Source organism: Parapedobacter defluvii (assembly GCF_014642075.1).
In the GTDB taxonomy this organism is placed as follows: Bacteria; Bacteroidota; Bacteroidia; order Sphingobacteriales; family Sphingobacteriaceae; genus Parapedobacter; species Parapedobacter defluvii.
In genome coordinates, this window is sequence record NZ_BMIK01000002.1 from 356,817 (window position 1) to 376,850 (window position 20,034).

General features: G+C 48.3%; 18 protein-coding genes. 9 read left to right on the top strand and 9 right to left on the bottom strand.

The features are described 5' to 3' along the window. The first annotated feature begins 4 nt into the window (after window positions 1-4). The 6 genes from IEX60_RS05320 to IEX60_RS05345 all read left to right on the top strand — a co-directional run bounded on the left by IEX60_RS05320 (window position 5) and on the right by IEX60_RS05345 (window position 6,270). Window positions 5-1,741 (top strand): TonB-dependent receptor, encoded by a 1,737-nt coding sequence (locus IEX60_RS05320; RefSeq protein WP_229717432.1) that lies wholly within the window; start codon window positions 5-7, stop codon window positions 1,739-1,741. Window positions 1,742-1,799: 58 nt separating this feature from the next. Beyond that, a complete protein-coding gene (locus IEX60_RS05325) occupies window positions 1,800-2,858 on the top strand; it encodes an SPOR domain-containing protein (RefSeq protein ID WP_188748215.1) in 1,059 nt (352 codons plus the stop codon). Between the two features lie 58 nt (window positions 2,859-2,916). Next, a complete protein-coding gene (locus IEX60_RS05330; RefSeq protein ID WP_188748217.1) occupies window positions 2,917-3,618 on the top strand; it encodes a MotA/TolQ/ExbB proton channel family protein in 702 nt (233 codons plus the stop codon). A gap of 15 nt (window positions 3,619-3,633) precedes the next feature. Continuing rightward, complete coding sequence (locus IEX60_RS05335) at window positions 3,634-4,041, top strand: ExbD/TolR family protein (RefSeq protein WP_188748219.1); 408 nt, start codon at window positions 3,634-3,636, stop codon at window positions 4,039-4,041. Between the two features lie 97 nt (window positions 4,042-4,138). Continuing rightward, window positions 4,139-4,960, top strand: a complete 822-nt coding sequence (locus IEX60_RS05340) for an energy transducer TonB (RefSeq protein WP_188748221.1) — start codon at window positions 4,139-4,141, stop codon at window positions 4,958-4,960. Further along, entirely contained in the window at window positions 4,960-6,270 is a 1,311-nt protein-coding gene (locus IEX60_RS05345) for a bifunctional folylpolyglutamate synthase/dihydrofolate synthase (RefSeq protein WP_229717433.1), read from the top strand. Before IEX60_RS05340 ends, IEX60_RS05345 begins: the two co-directional genes overlap by 1 nt. 8 nt (window positions 6,271-6,278) lie before the next feature. Here IEX60_RS05345 and IEX60_RS05350 read toward each other — a convergent pair whose 3' ends face one another. The 4 genes from IEX60_RS05350 to IEX60_RS05365 all read right to left on the bottom strand — a co-directional run bounded on the left by IEX60_RS05350 (window position 6,279) and on the right by IEX60_RS05365 (window position 10,157). Then, window positions 6,279-7,295, bottom strand: a complete 1,017-nt coding sequence (locus IEX60_RS05350; protein WP_188748223.1) for an asparaginase — start codon at window positions 7,293-7,295, stop codon at window positions 6,279-6,281. Next, the gene (locus IEX60_RS05355; RefSeq protein WP_188748226.1) at window positions 7,288-8,067 is read right to left on the bottom strand and encodes a TatD family hydrolase; all 780 of its coding nucleotides are present in this window, start codon (window positions 8,065-8,067) and stop codon (window positions 7,288-7,290) included. Before IEX60_RS05355 ends, IEX60_RS05350 begins: the two co-directional genes overlap by 8 nt. Before the next feature lie 96 nt (window positions 8,068-8,163). Next, entirely contained in the window at window positions 8,164-9,132 is a 969-nt protein-coding gene (locus IEX60_RS05360) for an FKBP-type peptidyl-prolyl cis-trans isomerase (RefSeq protein WP_188748229.1), read from the bottom strand. An 11-nt stretch (window positions 9,133-9,143) separates the two neighbouring features. Continuing rightward, on the bottom strand, window positions 9,144-10,157 hold the full coding sequence (locus IEX60_RS05365) for a DHH family phosphoesterase (protein WP_188748231.1): 1,014 nt from the start codon (window positions 10,155-10,157) through the stop codon (window positions 9,144-9,146). Between the two features lie 213 nt (window positions 10,158-10,370). On the opposite strand from IEX60_RS05365, the gene IEX60_RS05370 reads away from it, so the two are divergent. Beyond that, entirely contained in the window at window positions 10,371-12,074 is a 1,704-nt protein-coding gene (locus tag IEX60_RS05370) for an IlvD/Edd family dehydratase (RefSeq protein WP_188748234.1), read from the top strand. Between the two features lie 14 nt (window positions 12,075-12,088). Further along, window positions 12,089-12,871 (top strand): SDR family NAD(P)-dependent oxidoreductase, encoded by a 783-nt coding sequence (locus tag IEX60_RS05375; RefSeq protein WP_188748236.1) that lies wholly within the window; start codon window positions 12,089-12,091, stop codon window positions 12,869-12,871. On the opposite strand, the gene IEX60_RS05380 is transcribed toward IEX60_RS05375, so the two are convergent. From IEX60_RS05380 to IEX60_RS24810, 5 genes are all read right to left on the bottom strand, one after another. Beyond that, window positions 12,843-13,751 (bottom strand): AraC family transcriptional regulator, encoded by a 909-nt coding sequence (locus tag IEX60_RS05380; protein WP_188748238.1) that lies wholly within the window; start codon window positions 13,749-13,751, stop codon window positions 12,843-12,845. The genes IEX60_RS05375 and IEX60_RS05380 overlap by 29 nt on opposite strands. Before the next feature lie 48 nt (window positions 13,752-13,799). Next, a complete protein-coding gene (locus IEX60_RS05385; protein ID WP_188748240.1) occupies window positions 13,800-15,005 on the bottom strand; it encodes a DUF763 domain-containing protein in 1,206 nt (401 codons plus the stop codon). 188 nt (window positions 15,006-15,193) lie between these two features. Next, a complete protein-coding gene (panD, locus tag IEX60_RS05390) occupies window positions 15,194-15,562 on the bottom strand; it encodes an aspartate 1-decarboxylase (RefSeq protein WP_188748241.1) in 369 nt (122 codons plus the stop codon). Window positions 15,563-15,593: 31 nt separating this feature from the next. Further along, window positions 15,594-16,655, bottom strand: coding sequence for a DUF6695 family protein (locus IEX60_RS05395; protein ID WP_188748244.1), 1,062 nt, complete (start codon window positions 16,653-16,655; stop codon window positions 15,594-15,596). Continuing rightward, window positions 16,597-17,052, bottom strand: coding sequence for a hypothetical protein (locus IEX60_RS24810; protein ID WP_229717434.1), 456 nt, complete (start codon window positions 17,050-17,052; stop codon window positions 16,597-16,599). The genes IEX60_RS05395 and IEX60_RS24810 overlap by 59 nt, the downstream gene beginning before the upstream one ends. On the opposite strand from IEX60_RS24810, the gene IEX60_RS05400 reads away from it, so the two are divergent. Further along, the gene (locus tag IEX60_RS05400) at window positions 17,020-19,938 is read left to right on the top strand and encodes a ThuA domain-containing protein (RefSeq protein ID WP_229717435.1); all 2,919 of its coding nucleotides are present in this window, start codon (window positions 17,020-17,022) and stop codon (window positions 19,936-19,938) included. The genes IEX60_RS24810 and IEX60_RS05400 overlap by 33 nt on opposite strands. Window positions 19,939-20,034 lie beyond the last annotated feature (96 nt).

Below are 20,034 nucleotides of genomic sequence, written 5' to 3' on the forward strand. Positions count from 1 at the left end.
GCTTATGATCTTTCATAGAACCATGCGCCAGGGGTATTTGCTTACAGGGATTTTTTCGTGCTTGCTTACGGCGGGGTATGCGCAGGAGCAGGAGCGGACCGACGAAAGGCCAGCTACCATTGATTCCATCGATGTCGTGCGTGATTACCGGCCCATCCTGGCAGATGCTGTCAAGATACGACGGAGTCCGGATATGAGCAACAAGCGACAATACCAGCCGAAACTGACCTATAACATTCTTGACAAGAAGTTGGATATCAATACCGGTACAAAACGGCTCACGATTCAGGAAATGCCATTTACGCGTACGCAAACCCCATCCAACAATTATGCGAAGATCGGAGCTGGAAATCTAGGTACCCTATTGGGCGAAGTGTATCTTAGCTCGGATTATTGGGTGGATACCCGTGTGGGTGGATACGTGAAGCATTTAAATCAACAGGGGACCATCGAAGCACAGAAATATTCGTCGCAGCAGATTGGTGTATTCGGCCGTACGATCCTTGGACCGGTCACCCTGGATGGCGAAGCGGGATACAACCGGTATGGTACCCGGTTTTATGGTTTGATGGAGGATATGGACGGAGTGGGCTTGAACCTTAATCCCGCCAAACAGACCTTTAATGATATTTATTTTACCGGTGAGCTAACCAGCAATTACGATGAGCAGGCAACGGATGCATTTAGTTATTCACTGAAAGCGGATGCGTATGGCTATAGCAATGCGCAAGCAACGAAAGAAAGCTCATTCGCGCTGGGGGGATATGTCAATAAGCAAATCGGTGTGTTCAATGTTGGAGCCAATATTTCAGGGGATTTTACTGCTGTAAAGGATGCTTCATACAGCTTTACCAATAACATTGCAAAAGTAAATCCGTATATCCGATTCCAAGGGCCCAATTACAACGTTACGCTTGGAGCGAAATTCGTGGCTGAGTTCGGTGATTCCTCACGCACCAATATCTTCCCTTCGGCGGAGATTGATTTTGCACTGATACCACAGTTTGCCCATATTTTCGGCGGAATCAACGGAGATGTGAACCGAACGTCTGTTAAGGAGCTGACTAAGGAAAATCCGTGGTTAGCAGCGTTGGGAGGCGATAACTACATCCGGAATTCGGTAGACCGGATGTATGTGTTCGGCGGTATTAAAGGAAACGCGGGTGCTACCTTCGGATATAAAGTGAAAGCATTCTACCGTCGCATTGAGAATATGCCATTTTATGCGATCGCTCCCGGTGCTCCCTATGCATTTAACCTGATTTACGAAGACGGAGACAATGCAAGTACCATCGTTGGTTTGGAAGGGGAAGTTAATGTTCGTGTTTCTGAGGTGGTAACATTGGGAGGTAAAGTGAATTTCAATGAATTTGATCTTCAGCAACAAGAAGAAGCGTGGTATACACCTAAGATGCGGTTATCTGCCAATGCCCGTTTCAATATTAGTGACAAGCTGTACATTGACGGGGAACTGCTGTTTCAGGGACCAACTTATGGACTGGTACAAGATCCCACGATCAATTTATCGGGCTATGCGTTTACTGAGTTGGGTAGTACCGGTGCACGCAAAACGACCATCCCTTCTTTTGCTGATTTGAGTGCCGGTGCAGAATACCGTGCTACGGATCGCATCGGAATTTATGTGCGGTTGAACAATATGCTTGGGACAAATTATGAGCGATATCTGTTTTATCCCCGGCTGGGATTAAACGTAATCGGCGGTGTTAATTTTTCATTTTGATAGATCACCGAATGCCCAAATGATTTGGAGTGTTTAATTTGAGGAATAGGTTGGAAACATGAATTTGGGGTTGTGTATAGTGAATTTGTTGCGGCGGTACCCAGCAGTAGAAGTGCCGGGCATAGGTGTGTTCAAGGTAACGCATATGCCTGCTTCTTATGATCGGGAACGTTCTGTGTTGCTTCCTCCCACAAGTCGGGTTGAGCTGGCGGAGGAACATAACGATTTTTTCCCTATATTGAATTACCTGCAAACCCAAGTGGATGTGGACGAATCCACAGCGGCACAGATGCTCAACCGGGCGGTCGGGGAGGTGTTTGACGCTGTGAACCGCAACGGTCGGGCGTTATTAGACGGTCTGGGATACCTGATGGCCGAAGGGGCATCGTTTGTACTCAAACCTTTTGATACCCAGGGTTTAGAAATACATTCCGTAAAAGTAACGCCTGAGGAGACAACAGTGAGCTCTCCTGTGGTAAGCAGACCGGAGTTGGCAGATGAGGTTGAAGAATCTGATAAGGGACAGGAAACTGTGCAACAGAAAGCATTGCCCGTAGTTGAGGAAAGCCCGGTATCTCTACGCGGATATCATACGATACGATGGATTGTCGCTGCGGCGCTGATATTGCTGGTATCGGCGGCCGGTATGGTAACGTGGCATTACCGGTCTGATTGGTTCGGTGGAGAAAAAAAAGCGCCATTTTCAACGCAAAAAGATAAAACGGATGAGTCACCATACCAAAGCCAGCCGTCAGGTAGGCTAGCTTCTCCCGTAGACACCATTGCCGACTCGACGGCTGTCGCCCAATTAGGGGGAGCGGCAGCGGATAGCGTACATGCAGATGCAACAGTTGCGGTAACGAAACCAGTCAAACCCGCTGTAACCTACGAAATCATTGTGGGGTCTTTTGCGACCATGGCGCAGGCTGAGAAGTATGTAGCTACCATGAAAGCCAAGGGATACAATTTGCAGGCGCTGGATAGCCGTATGCCGGGCAACCGAAAGAAGATAAGCTGGGGGTCATACGCGACGGAAGAAGAGGCATACCGTGAACTGGTAAGGGTGCAGAAGAATTTCGAGCCGGGGGCCTGGATTGCTAAAGTAGAAAATGAGTAAAAAAATAGTTGGATAAAAACAGATCGATAAAACAATAACAGGAAACACATCATTCATTATGTCATTATTACAACAAGACACCATTTATCCGCTTGACTCGATGGCGGGCGCAGCACAGCAGACTGTAGAACTGGCGAACGAAAAAATAAGCCTGATCGACCTGTTATTTAAGGCAGGGTGGATCATGATCCCTTTGGCGTTGTTATTCTTTGCGACACTGGTGATTTTCATCGAACGGTACCTAACCATCCGGAAAGCCTCAAAATACGATCCGAGTTTAATGTCTCACGTAAAGCAAAGTGTGCTTTCCGGCAGGTTGGATTCGGCGCTGTCCGTTTGCAGGGCCAGCAACAGCGCATTGGGCCGTATGCTGGAAAAAGGATTGCTGCGGATAGGCAGGCCGATTAAGGATATTGAGGGAGCCATAGAAAACATTGGAAAACTAGAGGTTGCCCGGCTGGAGAAGAATCTTAATTTATTAAGTATCATATCCACGATTGCACCTATGCTTGGTTTCATTGGAACCATTTTTGGGGTAATTATCATCTTCCGGGATGTGGAAGCCGCGGGAGGAATTGATATTGCCAGTGTGTCCGGTGGGTTATATGTAAAAATGATTGCATCTGCAACAGGGCTTACCATTGGTATTTTGGCATTTGCGGGTTATCATACCCTGAATACCATGCTTGAACGCCTGATTCTCCGGATTGAAACCGATGCGATTGAATTTGTTGATTTGTTGGATGAACCCGGTTCCTAAAAACTTGCTGATGCGATGAATTTAAGAGCGAAACGAAATCGATCGGAAGTCCGGGTATTTACGGACTCCCTGAATGACATCATGTTTTTTCTCATGCTGTTTTTCCTGTTGGCATCGGCTGTTTCCAACCCTCAGGTGGTGAAATTACTGTTGCCCCGTTCAAGTGCAGGCGAACAATCCGTTGCAAAGAAGACGGTAACAGTCTCCGTTACACAGGATCTGAAGTATTACCTGGATAAGCAGGAAGTGCCCTATGAAAATCTGTTGGATGCTGTCAAGGCTTATGTACAGCCGGGCGAAGAGCTAACCATTATGCTGTATGCAGACAGTGCCGTGCCCATCCAGCATGTGATTTCGGTGATGGATATCGCAAACAAGCTGAAGATCCGGTTGGTGCTGGCCACTGAGCCATTAAAGGAATAGCGACTTGTGTTTATGGCGCAGGTTGGCTAAATTTGTTTATGGAATTGGCCTGTTGAATGCATCATAGGTTAAACGTGCAAATGTAGTATTGAATACGATGAGTTATTATCGGATACAGGAAGACAATAATTATCCCAAGGCGTTATGGATATCCACAGCCATCATGGGCGGGTTGTTGCTTCTTAGTTTTATTATCATGATCGGGTCGGCTTTTCCCGAAATTGGAACAGGAGGCATCATTGTCAACTACGGTACTTCCGATGTGGGAATGGGCGACGATTATATGACGGTGGACGAAGCATCGATGGACCCCAATGCCAACCATGTTCCACCCGATCGGATTGATCCGAAGCAGGAAACCCAGCCTACACCCTCCCAGCAGGTAACTGAGAAAAGTGTCGCCACGCAGGATATGGAAGATGCACCCGCAGTAGTGGCCAATGAGCCGAAGAAGGCCAACGCCGAGGAAGCTACTGTTGAGAAGAAAGAAAGTAAGCCGGCTGTTAATCCCAATGCCCTGTATACCGGTAAACGTAACAATGCTCCGGGTAGAGGTGACGGCACGGGAACAGAAGGAGGCAACCAAGGCAGTAACCAAGGGGATCCCCTGGCGGCAAATTACGGTGAAGGTGGATCGGGATTCGGAACGGAAGGACTTACCGTTGCGAATAGGCGGTGGGTAGTGCCCCCCCGGATTGAAGACAATGGTCAGCAAGCAGGTGTTGTTGCTGTAGAAGTGCATGTGGCTCCCAACGGCACAATTACGTATGCGCGTGCGGGGGTGAAAGGTACCACACTGCCCGACAGAAGTCTATGGGAAAAATGTGAACAGGCATTGCGGGGAGCACGGCTAAATGAATTGGAGCGGGCCCCGACGGTGCAGAAAGCTATCGTTCCCGTTAGGTTCAGATTGAAATAGTGGCGAGCTATCAGGAGGCGGTTGATTACCTGTATGCGCGTTTGCCCATGTTTACGCGCGACGGTGTATCTGCATTTAAGAAAGACCTAACCAATACACTGCAGCTCTGTGAGGCACTGGGAAATCCCCAGCGGCAGTTCCGTTCCATACACATTGCGGGTACAAATGGCAAAGGCTCAACGTCCCATATGCTGGCGGCTATTTTGCAGGCTGCGGGTTACCGCACCGGATTATATACGTCGCCCCACTTACTGGATTTCAGAGAACGCATCCGCATTGACGGTGCGTTGATCCCCAAAAAATCTGTGACTGCTTTTGTCAGTCGGCACAGGTCATTGATCGAATCTATCCAACCTTCATTTTTTGAAGTAACCGTAGCGATGGCATTTGACTATTTTTCCCGTGAAAAGGTTGATATAGCTGTCATAGAGACCGGACTGGGGGGGAGGCTTGATTCTACCAATGTGATCATCCCCCTGTTATCCCTGATTACCAATATCGGGTATGACCACACCCACATGTTAGGTAATACGCTTCAGGAAATCGCAAATGAAAAAGCAGGAATCATTAAGCCGGAGGTACCGGTCATCGTAGGTGAATGGCAACCGGAGGTCTCGGGTGTCTTTGAACGTGTAGCGAAAGAACGAGGCAGCCATTTAGTTTATGCTTCCCAGGAATGGCAGGTTAGAAACCACGGAAGGGATGAAGATTACCAATACCTGGAAACCAATCAGCGGGGAGCAGCCAATGGTGTTCTGTATATGCTGGATCTGAAAGGAGGATACCAGGCAAAAAATTTACCCGCTGTCCTGACTGCTGTGGAAGCGTTGCGCTTGAAAGGTTTCTCCATTGACGAGGCCCAGGTTAGGCAAGCTCTGAAGCAGGTGCAGCAGACCACGGGCTTGATGGGAAGGTGGCAGACATTGTCGCTGGATCCTCTGGTTATCTGTGATACGGGGCACAATGCCGATGGATGGCGAGAAGTATTGGCAAATATAGCCGCTACCCCGCATCGTGAACTTCATATGGTGATCGGGGTAATGCGGGATAAAGACCTGGACAAGATGCTGCCGCTATTGCCGAAAAATGCACATTATTATTTCTGCGAGGTAGCTATGCCCCGGGCACTTCCTGCCGGCGAATTGTGTACTGCGGCAAACCGGCGGGGCTTGGAGGGAGCTGCGTGGGGCGATGTGTCCAATGCGATACAGGCAGCACAGCAGCGTGCCGCAATGGATGATCTCATTTTTATAGGTGGCAGCACATTTATCGTGGCAGATGCATTGGCGGCTTTGGGTTTTAAATCCTAATGCCTTTCTCAGGGGGTTAATTCACCGCGGATATTCTGTTCGGCCCAATAGGCTACTTCCCCCTGTTCGGAGAATTCGCCCTGTAGGTACATCAGTTTGGTAACAGCCGCCTCGAAGGTCATGTCGTATCCGCTAAGCACACCCATTTCTTTGAGGTACCTGCTGGTTTCGTAACGACCCAATTCAACGCTTCCTACCTTACATTGAGAGATATTAAGGATATTTTTCCCCTTACGGATTGCTTCATGGATGAGGTCAAGAAACCACCGGTCCGTGGTGGTGTTGCCGGAACCAAAGGTCTCCATGATCACGGAACGCGCCTCGGATTCCAACACAGCGCGGACGACCTGGGCGCTGATGCCGGGGTACAGTTTAAGTACGGAAACGGAGTTGTCTAATTTGGTATGTAAGATGAACTCTTTGTCGCTGTTATCGAGCAGGGCGTCCTTGTTGTATTTGAGGTGTACCCCCGCTTCGACCAATACCGGATAATTGGGCGACCGGAAAGCTTCAAATTTTGCAGAGTTATATTTGAATGACCGGTTTCCACGGAAAAGTTTGTTGTCGAAGAAAATACATACCTCATGGATGAGTGATTTACCCTTTTTCTTTGCTGAGGCGAGTTCGAGCGCAGTGATCAGGTTTTCCCTTGCGTCGGTTCTGATTTCACCGATGGGAAGCTGTGAACCGGAAAGAATGACCGGTTTTTGTAGCCCTTCCAGCATGAAACTTAATGCCGATGCGGAAAATGCCATTGTATCGGAACCATGAAGAATAACAAAGCCGTCGTATGCGTCATAGTTTTCTTTGATGAGGTTAGCCATTTCGACCCATATGGTCGGCTGCATATTGGATGAGTCAATAATGGGTGTGAATGAATGTACGCTGAGGTTGTAATTAAGCCGGCCCAATTCGGGAATGTTTTTTGCGATGAGATCAAAATCAAACGGTACAAACGTGCCGTTTTGTTCATCTTTGACCATTCCGATGGTCCCCCCAGTGTAAATTACGAAGACGTTATTCATTCAACTTAATCCTAAATATTTTCCGGGCATTTTCTGTTGTGGTTGCCGCAACGGTTTCCAATGAAACCCCTTGTAAGTCGGCAATTTTTTGTGCGATAGGTAACAGGTAACTGCTTTCGTTTTTTTTGCCGCGGTAGGGTACGGGTGCCAGGTAAGGTGCATCCGTTTCCAATACGACATTCCGGAGATCGAGCGCTGCAACCACCGTATCTAGCCCGGCATTTTTATAAGTAACCACCCCTCCGATTCCCAGCGTCAGACCCAAATCAATTGCACGTTTAGCCTGTTGGCTATCTCCCGTAAAACAATGTAGAATGCCTCTTAAGCGACCGTCCTGCACTTCGTCGAGCAGCTCGAAAAGTTCGTCGAATGCGTTCCGGCAATGAATGGATACGGGAAGGTCCAATACTTTGGCCCAAGTGGTCTGTATTCGGAATGCCTCCTGTTGTAAAGGCAGCGTTGTTTTATCCCAATAGAGGTCAAGACCGATTTCGCCGATGCCATATACCTTATTTTCGGCGATTGTTTTTTCGATGGCTGCCAACTCGTCTGTGTAATTGGCTTTCACTTCACAGGGGTGTAAACCCATCATGGCATAGCAGTGGCCCGGATACAGGGCAGCTGTGCCCAAGACCCTAGGGATGGACTCCCTGTCGACATTGGGAAGGAGCAATTGCTGCACGCCGTTGGCAAAACAACGTTGCATCTGAAGATCCAATTCCGGTGTGCCAAACAAATAATACAGGTGTGTATGCGTATCGGTTAATGTCATCGTCTTTTCGTTGACCGTGTGCAAACATAGGCAACTCACCTCTGAAATCCAACTAAAACAAGAACGCCTTCCGTTGGGGAAGGCGTTCTAACATCGTTATTTTGCCGTGTTGTCCTGTGCGGTGGTGTCATTTGCCACCGGTTTGATCACATCAATGAGTTCGATGTCGAATACCAGCGGAGCAAAAGGCGGGATGATTCCACGACCGTCACCGCGTTCGCCGTACCCCAGTTCAGAGGGGATGATGAGTTTTGCCTTACTGCCTTTCGGCAATAATAGTAATCCTTCATCCCAGCCCGGAATCACCTGGCGTACACCAATGGCAAATTTAGCAGGCTCATACGGACGCATAGGATTGTATGTGTTATTCTTTTCAGCTACTTCTTTAATGGATGTATCGAAGACATCGCCCGTAGCTACCAAGGCACCGGTATAATTTACTTTAACCGTATCACCGGCTACCGGCTTTTCACCCTTACCTTCTTCTGTGATAATATATTGCAATCCGGAAGTCGTCTTCAGGGGTTCCAGGTTATTCTTTTTGATATAATCGTTGATCTTACCTTCTTCAGACGACCTCAGCTTTTCGATTTCCCCGTCAAAATACGTATTTACTTCGGCATACAGTGCGCTGTCGGTCAATTCCCCTTTTTTGAAATGCTTGTTTACCTTTACGCTAAACGTTACGTAATGATCCGCGAAATCCGGTTTGGGTTGCATGGTTTTTGCAGCCATTGTATCCAGATTCAGCTTAAATACGGCGCTATCTCCCTCTCCCAACATTTTGAACATCGAATTATAATCACCCGGATATAAACCTGGAAGCGAATCAGCAGCGATGTTAATGATTTGGGGAAGGCCGATTTTATAGGTGCTGGAAAGGAGGGAATCCCGATCCGTGGTTACGGTCATATTGACGGAAAGCAAATCGCCTGTTTGCGCTTTCGGCTGCCCGTTGTCCTTCACAATTTTGTACTGTAAGCCTCCTTCACCCGTCTTGAATTGTTGGCAGGCACCGGCAAGCACAAGGGTTGCAAGTCCTAAACTGAAAATTGATTTCTTCATTTTTTATGTAATTAATTATGTGTTAAAAGTGTTTTATATTCCTGTAAAATGGATTTGAATTTCTTCACCACCTCCGGCAGCGGTTCATTTGAATTTCCACCGGCGGCATTACGATGGCCGCCGCCATTAAAATAGCGTTTACAGATTTCGTTACAGGGAAAATCACCGATTGAACGGAGCGAAAGCTTCACTTGTTCGGTGCGGTCAATGATCAGTGCAGCAAGCTTCATCCCGCTGATTGCCAATGCGTAATTGACGAGCCCTTCGGTGTCACCGGTTGTAATCTGGAAACGCTTGAGGTCCTGGCGGGAAATGCTGAACAAAGCCGTTCGGTATTCAGGAAGTACTTCAAGTCGGTTTAATAAGCAAAATCCAAGGAACTTCATGCGGTTTTCGGTATAGCTGTTGTATACCTGTTCGTGGATTTCCCAGTTTTTGGCTCCCAGCGCAATCAGGTCTGCGGCAATGTTATGCACAAGGGGAGTTGTGGTCTGAAAGCGAAAGGAGCCGGTGTCGGTCATGATACCCGTATATAAACAGGTAGCGATTTCAGGGGTAATGGACCTGTGATCGTCCATTACGTTCACAATAAAATCATAGACCAATTGTGCCGATGCCGCTGCATGGCTATCCCAATGCCGATAGTCATCGAAACCCTCAGGGTCGAGATGATGGTCAATCATGATCTTCGTGCCTGCCGCATTTCTTACGGCCTCTTCCATCGCGTGTATTCTCGGTAATCCGTTGAAATCCAAACAAAAAATTATTTCCGCCTGCTCAATTAACGCATCATTGGCTGCTTTGTCATCGGTATAGATCCGTACATCCTCCCTCCCGGGCAACCAATCCAAAAATGTAGGGAAATCGGAAGGTACCACAACCTGTACCAGGTGATTTTTGGCCCTTAACCAATGGTAAATCGCCAACGAAGACCCCAATGCATCCCCATCGGGTTTATGGTGGGTGGTGACAACTATGTGCTTTGGTTTGGTCAGTTCCTCCTTAAGCGCTTCCGGTGTAAACATTCAACTGCTAAAAGTGTGCAAACCTACTACAAAAAATCCGATTACCGAATTTTTGAGTGACGAAATCTGAAATTTTATTGATGCCGTTTTGTTGCTGATTATCCTTTGTTAAAAAAACAGAGAGGATGCGCAAATTACCGTATAAGAGGATACCGATTTTTTTTGAAATTTGTATCACGCTGAGACGTTATATTACTGACTAAACGATAAACTATGTTAAGAAGCCCAGGCTGGTTTGGCCGAAAAGGAAAAGATGGCTTTATCTATCGGGCATGGATGAAGAACCAAGGGATACCTGACGATGAATTCAGGGGTAAGCCGGTTATCGGTATCTGCAATACCTGGTCAGAACTTACACCCTGCAATGCCCATTTCAGGGAGCTAGCCGAATCTGTAAAGCGTGGAATATGGGAAGCCGGAGGTTTCCCGGTGGAATTCCCGGTCATGTCGTTGGGTGAAACATTGATGAAACCAACGGCGATGCTTTTCCGGAATTTGGCCAGCATGGATGTGGAGGAATCCATCCGGGCAAATCCGGTAGATGGGGTAGTGCTGTTGTGCGGGTGTGATAAAACAACACCTTCCCTGGTAATGGGTGCATGCAGTGTGGACCTTCCGACGGTTGTGGTATCTGGCGGACCCATGCTGACCGGTAAATATAACGGACGCGATATCGGCACGAGTGACTTATGGCGGTTTTCTGAAGATGCGCGCCGCGGCATTATGACCGAGGAGGAATTGAACCTTGCTGAAGCCGGTATGTGCCGGAGCCGCGGGCACTGTGCGGTAATGGGCACGGCCTCGTCCATGGCCTGTATGGTAGAATCGTTGGGGCTGTCGTTGCCGGGCAATGCCGCAATACCCGCAGCTGATGCAAACCGGAAGGTACTCGCCCAATTGTCGGGTCGACGTATTGTGGAGATGGTCCGCGACGATGTTAAGTTATCGGACATACTCACACGGGAAGCATTTGAAAATGCCATCCGGGTAAATGCCGCCATCAGTGGTTCGACCAATTTTGTCATTCACTTGCTCGCTATAGCCGGCCGGATCGGGGTGCCGCTTTCCATTGATGATTTCGATCGGTATTCACGGGATATTCCGCTGGTCGCCAATATACAACCCTCGGGAAAGTATTTCATGGAAGACATGTATTACGCCGGGGGGTTACCTTCGGTCATGCATGCCATTCGAGCACATCTCCACCTGGATTGCCTGACGGTAAACGGACGTACGGTAGGTGAGAACGTCGATGGAAGGCGAAGTTTAAATACCACGGTAATAGCTGACATGGAGCAGCCTTTTAACGAGGTGGCTGGTGTTGTGATATTGAAAGGCAATCTTTGCGAGTCGGGCGCAGTACTCAAACCGTCTGCGGCGAGTCAGGCATTGATGCAGCATACGGGCAGGGCTGTGGTATTTGAAGACATTGAAGATTATAAACACAAAATTGATGATCCGGATCTGGATGTGGACGAGACCTGCGTGCTTGTGCTGAAAAACGTAGGGCCAAAAGGTTACCCGGGTATGCCGGAAGTGGGCAACATGGGTCTCCCTGCAAAGCTGCTGGAAAAAGGGATCACCGATATGATCCGTATCTCCGACGGTCGCATGAGCGGAACGGGGTTTGGCACGGTGGTGTTGCACGTATCGCCAGAGGCGGCCGAAGGGGGCACCCTGGCATTGGTGGAAGATGGCGATATGATCCGGTTGGATGTACCTAACCGCCGTTTGGATCTACTGGTGGAGGAGGCGGAATTGGAACAAAGGAGAAGCAACTGGAAGAACGCCGCCAACCGATTTACACGGGGTTATGTAAAATTGTTTGTAGATCATGTGGAGCAAGCTCATCTGGGGGCTGATTTCGATTTCCTGAAAGGAAAGTCCGGAAGCGAAGTGTCCCGCGATTCGCACTAAAGACAGATTACGATATGGATGTTAAGACAGCAGGTGTATTCAGCGGTAAAACAGCGATTGTGACCGGAGCGGGGCAGGGTATCGGATTTGAGATCTGCCGGCAATTGGTACAGGAAGGTGCAGCGGTACTGCTCAACGATGTCGATGAAGCATTGGCGAACGATGCTTCCCGGAAACTGCAGAAAATCGGGAAATGCATTGCCTGTCCGGGCGATTCGAGCGACCTGACATTTATCCGGCAGCTGGTGGCACGGGCCGTGACGGATACCGGCACCTTAGACGTTGTCATAGCCAACGCGGGAATTACGCTCTTTGGCGATTTTTTGAACTATTCCCCCGAGTCGTTTTATCGGGTAATGCAGGTGAATCTCGGCGGCACGTTTTTCCTGGCACAGGAGGCAGCCAAGCAGCTGATTAAACAGGGAAGAGGAGGAAGCTTGGTGTTTACCTCCTCGGTTACGGGTCATCAGGCACATAAGAACCTCGCGGCTTATGGCATGTCAAAGGCTGCACTGGAGATGCTGGCCAAACATTTGGTCGTTGAGTTGTCTTCTTTCGGGATCAACGTGAACACGGTTGCCCCCGGTGCTACGCGTACAGAACGCACCGAGGCAGATGCGGAATATGTGTCGACGTGGTCGGCCATTACTCCGATGGGCAGACCGGCAACGACCGCCGATATCGCGTCAGCTGTAATGTTCCTGATCAGTGATAAGGCACGGCACATTACCGGGCAGACACTTGTAATAGACGGGGGATGGACGTCTGTCAGTCCTTCGCCCTATGAAGAGGATTGAAAAGGTGGTAATCGGATTTATATTTGGCTGGACTTAATCCCGTAAAATCCTTGAACAGTTTGTGAAAATGCGCTAACGAATCGTAGCCACAGCGGTATGCCACCTCCTTGACGGAAAGGTCGCTTTGTAAAAACAGCTCCTTTGCCTTTTCGATACGGAGTTCCGTCAGAAAAGCAGAGAAATTTTTTTTCATCCGCTGTTTAAAGTACCTGCTGAAACTGGATTCGGTCATACAGGCTAAGGCAGCTGCCTGTTGAAGGTAAATGGGTTTGTCAAGATTGTTTTTTATGAAATTAATGGCAGTTACTAGCTTATCTGCATTGTCAGCATTTGTCCGGGCCTGCGCATGGGGGAGGATGTAACCCTTGTCATGGGAGGTGGAAATAAGATGCATAATTTGCAGCATTCCGTTTACTTTTTCAAAACCCGACGTAGTGGAAAGTGATTTGAGCTGTTCTGCGATGGTATTGCGCGTACGGCCGTATATGCGGATGCCCTTGGCGGCCTGCTGTACCATTCGCCTGATCTGATCGAACTCTTTCAGGGAACCTAGTAGCTGATTGAAAATTGTGGGGTTGAAGTATGTGATAATCACCTTGGATTTAAGTGTTGATCCCTCTTCGTAGAATGCCGGATCGCTCAACCAGATATGCGGCACATTGGAGCCGATAAAAACCATGTCGCCGGCTTCGAACGGTTCTACTTGATTTCCGATAATGCGTTTGCCAAAGCCCTCTTCGACAAATACCAGTTCCATCTCGGGATGAGCGTGGAAAGAGGGCTGGGAGTGGAAAGGAGACCAAAGAAAAGGTTGTTCCCGCTTGTCGATATACAGGGGTTCGTTGATGAACGGCGTGATTTCTGTCCTTAATAACTTCATGGTTCCGGGTTATCCAGCAGAGCGAAGTTACGGAAATTATCGGGATCTTCAATCGAATAGACTTAATTGGCCGCTTCTCGGTCGCTTCGCGTCTCCAAACACAGTTTTGCCACCGTATTTCCAGGCATTGTCCCGTTCGGTTTTCAAAAGTTCATCCAGGTTGTCTTTCGCCACGAAGTTTTGCTCGGCTTGGTAGGCCAGGTTGCTCAACGCTTTGATGGCCTGTTTCTTATCGTCAAGGCCAAGTTTGGATCGTTGGACGGCATGGGTAAGCACGTCGATGGTTTCGTCATACACCTGGGTCAATGCAGGAAAAGGATGTCCGTCTTTGCCACCGTGTGCAAACGAAAATCTCGCCGGATCATCGAATCTGGTCGGCGTACCATAAATGATTTCACTGACCAGGGCCATCGACTGCAGCGTACGCGCACCCATACCCTGCAGCAACAGTAGTTCTTCGAAATCGGCAGGTTGTTTCTCGTGTGTAAGCCATAGCATAGCACCCAGTCGTTTGAGATCGATGTCTTTGGAGGTAACGTGATGATGACCGGGCATGACCAGCTTGGATGTTTCCGCCAAAATAAGTGAGGGATTTTCATTACATAAACTGATCATGGCATTTTTTGCCGGCATCGCGTCCGGTGCGGTCATATCCATAATTTTTCCTTGGTGGGGCCCACAGATCCCTGCGTGTGGTTTTTCCGTGAACGATTTAAATGCCCCGGAGTGCCAATGGTATCTCCGGGCGGATGCATCGGCATCTTTCATTCCCTGCTGTACCACGGTCCAGTCGCCCTCGTTACTGATGATGAACGTGTGAAGATACAACTGATAACCATCCTGGACAGCCGTGTTATCCACTTTGGCAACCAATTTGGAAGCCCGCACCAATTGCTGGCCATTTAAACCGTTCCGGTCACTGTAAAGAGCCAGTTCTTGGGGTGTATTTTTCGAATGTCTGCCTTTGCCGCCACAAATATAAATGCCCAATTCCTTGGATAGTGGATTGATGGATTTTTTCAGTGCACCCAGTACCGAAGTGGTAACGCCCGAGGAGTGCCAGTCCATCCCCAACACGCAGCCCAGGCTCTGGAACCAAAAAGGATCTGCCAATCTCTTTAAAAATTCCTGTTTCCCGAAATCCTGGAGGATGCATTCCGTGATAGCTAATCCCAGTCTGGCCATTCGTTCGGCAAGCCATGTAGGCACGTAGCCATAGTGGAGCGGTAAGTTGGCAATTCCGGATTTTTTCATTTCGTATCGGTGTACTGCAGACCCGATGTATTCGTTTCGAATCCGATGCGAATATACTAAAAATTATAGTTTCAGAAAAAAAGGGAGGAGCCCTGATGGGGAATCAACAGCTAAACGTTCATTATCAATAGGTAGCAATCACCAGGCATATAATCCTATTGATGCTACCAGGGTGTTTTTGAGATTTATCAATAAGTATATCGCTCTACGGAGGCAATTTGGTTCCCCTCTTTGGTAAACACCAACACGGGTTGATAGCGGTCGGCTTCTTCTTCATTTACCGTACAGAAACTGAGGATGTGCACCGTATCGCCTACCTTGGCATGCAGCGCTGCCCCTCCGTTCATACATACCTCACCACTGCCACGTTTGCCAGGCAGCACGTAGGTCATGATGCGGCTTCCATTTATTGCATTATTTACATATACCTGTTCGTATTTCTTAATTTGGGCAGCATCCAATAGATCGGCATCTACTGTGATAGAACCGTTGTATTCGACATTTGCCTCTGTTACTTTAACCGTGTGGATTTTTGATTTTAAAATAGTTAACTCCATTTGTTATGATTGTGTTTTTTTAGTTTGATTGTTATGCGGTGCGTACGTAGCTTTCTGATCGTTCACACGTTTCCAGGAGAAATTGCTGTTCGCCCTGTATAATCACATGTCGTTGATAATGGCAGTGATATGTGAACTGATGAGGCAGGGAGGGGTCTATTCCATCATTGGCTTGACAACTCACCTGATAATCCACTTGGCCATCCGCACCATATCTAAGTACCAGCAGGGTGCCATATTTCGGATTTGATTCCAAAGCATACCACGCTCCTTCGCCGATGCCACCCAGCCATTGGGCATTTGCAGGGATGGAGGAGGGTCTCTTTGGCTCAGCCATGTTACCCGGTTCTTGGTCACAGGGTAATTTTTTTGCTTTATGGACCGATAAGTTATGAAGGAGTAAATCCACCTGAAAGCGCAGCGATCGCCAGCGGGTCATCCGTTTAGATGCCAATCCCCCTTCGTGGTAGCAGTAAACAAAGCCATCTGGCGATGCATTTACGACATTACTCATCGGGCTCGGTTTGAGGCTTTCCGGACGCAATACACGCCGCCTTGCAGGGTTGCCAGCGGCCCAACCGGCTAAAAGCACCTGTGCGACGAACCTGGAACAGCTATTGTTGCCCCGGGCTAAAGCCCCGTATTTAATCGGCCCTTCATCAACCAGTTTTCTTGCGAATTGGGTAGCCCTTTCGAAGGAAAGTCCGTTAGCGATGGAGAAGAACAGCCGGTCCCCTCCGTGGGTCGCATCTTCCATCCGGCGGAGTTCAGCCAAAATTGCCGGTAGATTATCAATATGACCAGTGGGGTCAATCTGTGCCTGCACCGTAATGGCAAGTCGGGGGTCGGACGCTGCGGAACGTGCACGGCCATACCCACGTGGAGTAATGTAACGGCCAAAATCGAAATAAGCCAACTGTCCCGAATGCCGCTGCACAAGTACAATAGCCGCATGTCCAACTTTGAAATTCAGGTTTTTGACAATTCCGAGTTTTTTGAGTAATGCCATCCACTGTTCATCACCCCGGGCCGTTTTATCGGGCCAGGCAATAACCAGTGCTAAGTCTTGGTTTTCTTCCAACAAATCCTCCATTCACAACGATTTCATTCAAAAGACCTTGTTCGTAAAGATCTCGGGAAACCGGCATTTTCATCTGCATCTCTTTTGTTTTTTTGAGTCGGATGCAGACATAGCAGGTTTCGCTGGCAGCGAAATAACCCTTAGAATCTGTAAAGAATTGGGAATTTTCGGTGCTACCACCAGAAAGATAAATTTTTATCAGCATATTTGTCGCAGAATTATCATTTTTGCAAACCAGATATTTGCTAACGTGACAAACCGTAACATGAGAGAGTTTCTTAAAACAGCTACCGGCAAACTGCCTTTTATTTTTATCGTTGTTTTTGCCATCGTTGGCATTAGCTCCTGCAACAAACGCAGCGGCAAACCGAGGATATTGGTTTTCAGCAAAACAGCGGCGTTCTATCATGAATCTATCCCTGCTGGCAACGAAGCATTGATCAAGCTCGGAGCGGAGAATGGGTTTGATGTCGATACGACGACCAATGCGGCGTGGTTTAACGAAGACAGCTTGAAAAAATATTCGGCTGTGGTATTTCTGAGCACAACGGGCGATGTGCTCGATTATCGTCAGGAAGCTGCATTTGAGCGTTATATACAAGCAGGAGGCGGTTTTGTAGGTATTCATGCTGCAACAGATACCGAATACGACTGGGGTTGGTTCGGCCGGTTGGTCGGTGGTTATTTCTTAAATCATCCCCATCCTCAGGAGGCGACTTTCCATGTGTTGGATTCGCTTCATCCGATCACCAAGGGGATGCCTGCAACGTTCAGCTACCACGACGAATGGTATAACTTCAAAAAACTCAATCCGGACAATAACGTGTTGATCACGATTGATGAAAGTAGTTATGAAGGTGGGAAAAATGGCGAAAACCATCCCGTGGTATGGTATCACGAGTTTGATGGAGGGCGTTCATTTTATACCGCTTTGGGACATTCCTCGGAATCTTTCCAAGACCCGCTTCATCTGAAATTAATATTGGGTGGTATCCAATACGCTATTGGTAAGAACCTGAATCTCAACTACAGCAAAGCAAAAACACAACTGCCTCCTGAGCGGCAGCGTTTCGTCAAAACACAATTGTTGGAAGGAGAGCTTTTTGAACCTACCGAAATGGCCATCCTGCCCAATTTTGATATTTTGATTGCACAGCGTCGTGGCGAATTGATGTTATATAAGCAGGAAAGCCGTACCGTGGAACAGGTGGGGTTTCTGGATGTCTATCACCAGTCGGGTGTACCCAATGTCAATGCGGAGGAAGGATTTATGGGCTTAGCATTGGATCCTGATTTTGAAAACAACAAGTTTTTATATGCCTATTATAGCCCTGTCGATACATCCGTGAATCGTCTATCGCGGTTTGTGTTTGATAACGGCAAACTCGATGTCGCGTCAGAGAAGGTGATTCTCCAGTTTTATTCGCAGCGGCAGATCTGCTGCCATACAGGTGGATCGCTCGCCTTCGGTGGCAACGGATTGCTGTATCTTTCTACCGGTGATAATTCCACACCTTTTGATCAGCCTACCACGTACAAAAATCACGGGTTTTCTCCAACCGATGGCCGGCCGGGTTTTGAACAATATGACGCCCGTCGTTCATCGGGTAATACCAACGATTTGCGGGGTAAAATTTTACGTTTAAAGATATCGCCGGATGGCAGCTATGACATTCCGGAGGGCAACCTGTTTCCAGAAGGTACAGACAAAACCCGCCCGGAAATCTATGTAATGGGTAACCGCAACCCGTATCGGATTGCTGTTGATCAGAAGACGGGTTATCTCTATTGGGGAGAAGTGGGACCCGATGCGAATAATGATAGCTTGGATACGCGTGGTCCGCGGGGCTACGATGAAGTAAATCAAGCAAGGCAAGCCGGGTTTTTCGGATGGCCCCTATTTGTGGGTAACAACTATCCTTATCGTGCTTACGACTATGAAACCGGCCGTTCCGGTGAACCGTTTAACCCCGAAAAGCCCGAAAATAATTCACCCAACAACACGGGGTTAACGATACTACCACCCGCACAGCCGGCTTTTATCTGGTATCCGTATGCTGCCTCGCCGGATTTTCCGCAAGTGGGTACAGGCGGGCGTAATGCAATGGCCGGCCCGGTATATTACACGGACATGTTTCCAAAAGAGACCCGTTATCCCGACTATTACAATGGCAAACTGATTATTTACGATTGGATACGCGGATGGATCAAAGCGGTGACCATGCAGCCCAACGGTGATTTTGACAAGATGGAGCCTTTTGTGGAGGGAGAATCCTTCGCAAATCCGATCGATATGGAAGTGGGCAAGGACGGTAGGTTATATATTTTGGAATATGGCAGGGGATGGTTTGCTAAAAATGCAGATGCCGGTATTGCCCGTATCGATTACATCGCAGGCAACCTGCCGCCCCAGGTAGGGCAGATTGAGCTGGAGAAATACAACGGCAACGTGCCATTTACCATTCATGCCAAGGTAGAAGCCGCTGATCATGAAAACGATAAACTGACGTATACCTGGAAAATAGGCGAGGTGACACAGAAAACGGAGGAACCATCGCTGACCTACACCTTAGACCGGTCAGGAGAATATTCCATCACCGTGACAGTGAGTGATCCATCGGGTAATCATACCGAATCAAATCCAGCATCCGTTTATGCAGGGAATGAGGAACCCACCGTGGAGATTGTCTTGTCCAATACCTCCGGTTATTATAAACCGGGTGAGCGCATTGAATATGAAGTGAAAGTAAACGACCAGGGCCGCGAAATTGACCCTTCGAACCTGGTGATATCTGTGGATTATGTGAAGGGTAAGGATTTAGCCGGAGCGTCATTGGGACATCAGCAGGTATCTGAACTGATTTTGGGACGGAGCTTGATGATGGCATCTGATTGCCAGTCTTGTCACAAAATTTCTGAAAAAAGCGTTGGCCCGGCATTCACACAGGTGGCAACCAAATACCGCGGACAAAAGGATGCACCGGCTTATCTGGTAGATAAAGTGCTGAATGGCGGAAGCGGAGTATGGGGAGAAGTCGCAATGGCAGCGCATCCGGGTATGAAAGAAGGTGAAGCAAAACAGATTGTACAATGGATTCTGTCATTGGGAGAGGACCAGTCTGCTAAGCAAAAATCGTTGCCAGCTAAGGGAAGTATCGTGGCCAGGCAGCCCGATACCCAAGCAGAGGAAACCGTATTACGTTTTCATGCCCAATACACCAATACACCGGGTATGGGAATCAGGCCATTGTCGGGAACCAAAACAGTGGACTTGAAGTTGGCTCCGAAGGACTGACGGTAACTGCTGCACGCAGGTAAAGGATGTTGAAGGCTTACTGGAATCAATTGGTGGATGTTGACCGTAGGCATTTGGCCGGACTGGACCACCTGC